The organism is Streptomyces sp., from assembly GCF_031178505.1.
Lineage (GTDB): Bacteria > Actinomycetota > Actinomycetes > Streptomycetales > Streptomycetaceae > Streptomyces > Streptomyces gulbargensis.
On the sequence record NZ_JAPSIW010000694.1, the window covers coordinates 1 to 3,714 of the forward strand.

At 68.1% G+C, this 3,714-nt stretch carries 4 protein-coding genes; all 4 read right to left on the bottom strand.

The features are described from left to right. Nucleotides 1-124 precede the first annotated feature (124 nt). Nucleotides 125-1,756 carry a terminase gene (locus RIF68_RS30620; protein WP_309054526.1) on the bottom strand — a complete coding sequence of 544 codons (1,632 nt, stop codon included), beginning with the start codon at nt 1,754-1,756 and terminating at the stop codon, nt 125-127. A 1-nt stretch (nt 1,757) separates the two neighbouring features. Beyond that, nucleotides 1,758-2,237, bottom strand: a complete 480-nt coding sequence (locus tag RIF68_RS30625) for a hypothetical protein (protein ID WP_309054527.1) — start codon at nt 2,235-2,237, stop codon at nt 1,758-1,760. A 144-nt stretch (nt 2,238-2,381) separates the two neighbouring features. Continuing rightward, nucleotides 2,382-2,891 carry an HNH endonuclease signature motif containing protein gene (locus tag RIF68_RS30630; RefSeq protein ID WP_309054528.1) on the bottom strand — a complete coding sequence of 170 codons (510 nt, stop codon included), beginning with the start codon at nt 2,889-2,891 and terminating at the stop codon, nt 2,382-2,384. A gap of 396 nt (nt 2,892-3,287) precedes the next feature. Then, nucleotides 3,288-3,536 carry a hypothetical protein gene (locus RIF68_RS30635; RefSeq protein WP_309054529.1) on the bottom strand — a complete coding sequence of 83 codons (249 nt, stop codon included), beginning with the start codon at nt 3,534-3,536 and terminating at the stop codon, nt 3,288-3,290. Nucleotides 3,537-3,714 lie beyond the last annotated feature (178 nt).

Below are 3,714 nucleotides of genomic sequence, written 5' to 3' on the forward strand. Positions count from 1 at the left end.
TTGAAGTACGCGTCCCGCAGCAGCAGGTCGTACCGGTCGCGCAGCATGTCCGCCCGCAGCGTGCTGATCAGCGCGAGCTCGTCGTCCGACAGCGTCAGCAGAGGCAGCTCAGGGATCGAGACGGTCATCGCAGCACCACCACCCGTCCCGATTTGCCGGCCTTCTTACGGCCGAGCCCCTTCGCCATCGCGTCCACACGGCACTGCCAAGCCAGCACGGCAGCGATCGCCGCGTCGATCTTCCTTGGGCTGTCCGGGTGCTCCTTCATGATCTGGATACCGCTGCGCGACTCCCGACGCCGGGCGTTCAGGATGTGCCGCGTCAGCACGCTCGATCCGTCATGCGACAGCTCCCCGTCCACCACGCTCGACCGGAACTTTTCCAGCGCCCGCACGATCTGGAAGGACCGGCCGCCGGTCATCCACCACTCGATCGGATGCTGCGTCGATGCCTTGAGCTTGAGCCGGCGGCCGTGATCCGCCTCCCACTTCGCAACATGGGATTCCCAGCGGGCCGGGTCTGCGTACATGCCGACGACCTTGTAGTCGCGGAATGCCTCCTCGACTGTCGCCAGCACCTCCACGGTCGGCACCTGCCAGTCCTGACCGAACGGGCCGTCCGGCTGCTCCCAGCAGCCCACCAGGAACAGGTGTCCGTCGGAGACGCGGCAGCCCACCAAGGCGGTGGCGTCGGTGACGCCGCGGTTGCGGCGCCGCGAACCGTCGAAACCGAGGACGATCTCCTCACCTCGGCCCACCACCTTGTCCGGCGCGGCTACGCCTGCCCATTCCGGCTGCGATATCCACGAGTCGGAAGCGTGAGTGATCTGGTTCAGGAAGTCCGCACGGGACGTCTGCGGGTCCGTCGCCGGGTCCCAGATCGTCGCCACGATCGTGTCCAGGTCGACGTGCCCACCGTTACGGTCTGCGGAGTTTCCGTAGGTGTAGGCAAGCCCCGCCAGCAGAGAGTCCCGGTCCGTCAGGTCGGTCTCTGGCGGTGCCTCGCGGTGGTCGTAGTAGAGGCCGTCGTCCCGGGCCCGCCCTTCCCGGATCTTCGCCCAGAACGCGGCCGACTCCTCCGCCACCGACCCCTCGCCCGGAATGTAAGCGTTCGGAGACTCGATGGTCGTGCCGCCGACCTTCGCCGCGTTGATCCGCATCGTCTCCGCCAGGCGCAGCCCGTTGTTCGAGCGGACCCACTCCTCCGTCTGGTCCAGCACGGCGAAGACTGGCTTGTTGCCCTTCACCGTGCGAGCTGACGAGGTGATCGGCTCGATGCGGCCACGAGGCAGGTTCACGAAGGAGTCCAGCGGCTCCAGGCCCGGGTACTCGTCCAGGACCGGGCCCTGCAGCATCTCCAGCAGCGGCGCCCACGTGTTCTTCGTCTGCGTCTCCGACACCGCCGCGATCTGCACGAGTGGGGTGCGAACCGCAGACCACGGCTTCCCGACCGGCTGCCCGTCGGCATCCCAGCCGTCCGGGACCACAGGGCCGAGCGCCTCGACAATTGCCAGCGCTGCCAGGAAGGGACTCTTGCCCCAGCCGCGAGGCCGGCTGATCACGCCCCGGCGGAAGCGGCGCTTGCCGGTGTGCGGGTTGATCTCGTAGTAGCGGAGGACGAAGTCCTCCTGCTCCGGGTACAGCACGAACGGCTCGTACTCGCCGCGGTCGGGCGCCGCCAGCATCTCCGAAATCCAGTCGATGACCTCGAAGCCCAGAGACGGGACAGCACCAGGCTCAGGGGGCTTCCACGGCATGTCAGCCCCCCGACGCCTCCTCAGGCGGCGGCAGCGCCCGAAGCACACCGCGCCGCTCCCTCGCCGACCGGCCGCCCTCCGGCCGCTTACTGTCCGCCTCGTCCGCCTGCGCGAACTGCATACGCAACCTGGCCCGGTCCTCCGGAGTGGCGCCGAACTTGGCCACTCGCAGACGCAGCTCGGCCGCTGCCGACATCTCTCCAGACCACAACCGGGCGTGCACCACCGCCGTATCCAGCAGGAAGTCCCAGTCCGTGCTGCTGAAGTGCTCGGCCTGCGGGGACGCCTTCCACATCTCCCACCAGTCCAGCGTCCTCGCCGGCCACGCGTACTCGACGAGCTCGCCGTCCTTCATCACCGACAGCGTCGGCAGTTCCGGCGGCTCAGCCTGCTCGAACCGCAGGACCGTCTGCGCGATCGGGTCCTTGTTGCCGCGCGCCCGGCGAGAAGGGTCCTTGGGCTGTGGCCCGCGACCTGCCACGGAGTCCACCCCCTCGGAGATCCAAAGTGCCCAGACCCGTCCTCGGTCTTAGCGTGTAAACGGTCCCGATCCGGAATGATCACCCCAGGGGATCTTCCCCCCAGGGTGATCATGGTCGTGGCGGGCCGGCCGGGTGAGGTCGGGTCAGCCCTCCGCGTTGTCGGCCGGCGCCTCAGGACGGTCGAGGCCGACTCGGTCACGCTTCCTGCTGTTGCAGCTCAGATGAGCACATTGAACGTTGGTAAGTGCGTGTGTTCCGCCTTGGGACAGAGGAAGGATGTGGTCCACCGAGGCGCTCATGGGGTGTGGCCATGCCAGTCCTGGGTCCACGGGCAGCCGGCACAGCCCGCACGTCCATCCGTCCCGCTCGTACACGTCTCTGGGTGCGAACCGTTCACCCTGATTGGCTTGCTGCTTCAGCATGCGACGTCGCGCGTCGGCGAGTGCTGCGGCTTCGGGGTACTGCTTCCTCCAGTGGCCTTGCTGCTCGCGTCGTCGCTTGTCGTACTCGACGGCCTGCTCGCGGTACCTGTCGGTCGCGTACCGCTTGCCCGTCGTCGCGGTGTAGTTGCGGTGCCAGTCCTTTGCCCGGTCAGCGTCGAAGGCTCGCTTGCAGTCGGGTTCGCCGCACTGCTTGCGCTTCGGGTTCAGCATCAGGTTGCCGCAGTAGGGGCACGGACGCGCGTTGGCTGCCCGCCTGTGGGCTGTCTCTTCGCGGGCGCCCTGGTGATTGCTGGCGTTGCGGCAGCGTGCTGTGCAGTAGCACGTGCCCGTGCGGACGCTGGCTGGTTGCCCGCAGTGCGCGCACTCGATGTCCAGGCGTCGGTCGTTTCTCTCGCCGGCTCGGCAGACGGCCGAGCAAAAGGCCGGGACGGGTCCGCGCTGGCCGACCTTCTTCTCGGTTCCACAGCGGGCACAGATGATGGAGTTCGGGCGTGTAGCCTCGGGCATGTCGGTCCTGTCTGGTCAGGGCTGGCCGCGGCCCCGGGAGCGGTGCAACGCTCGCCGGGGTTCCATTGTCTCGACGCCCGCTGACAGTGGGGCGGTTCCTCACCTGCCGCGTCGGCCGACGTTGGCTCGGCTGCCGGTGTAGACGCCCGTGTTGCGGCGGTGGAGGAGCTGGCAGTATCCGCGGGCCCTCGCGCCCATGTACTTGCTGAGCTGCCGGTTGCAGCGGGTCCAGTCTCCTGGGGTTCCCCATCGGATCTTGGCGGCTCCGGGTCCGCTGCTCCAGTAGCGCCTGAGGGTTTCGGCGTTGCCGCGTCGGCTTCGTCCGCTGCCGCCTCGCTTGCTGGCCACGGGTCATCACTCCTTCTGCGGCGCGGGCTCCGGTTCGGTGTCCTGGTTGTTGTCTACCCGTTGGATCTGTGCTCCTAGCCCGGTGGGGATGGCGAGGCAGATGCCGCGGTTGTCGGAGAAGGCGGCCCATCCGTCGGTGATGGTGAGGGTGAGGTCGTCGCCTTCGATGAGGACGTCG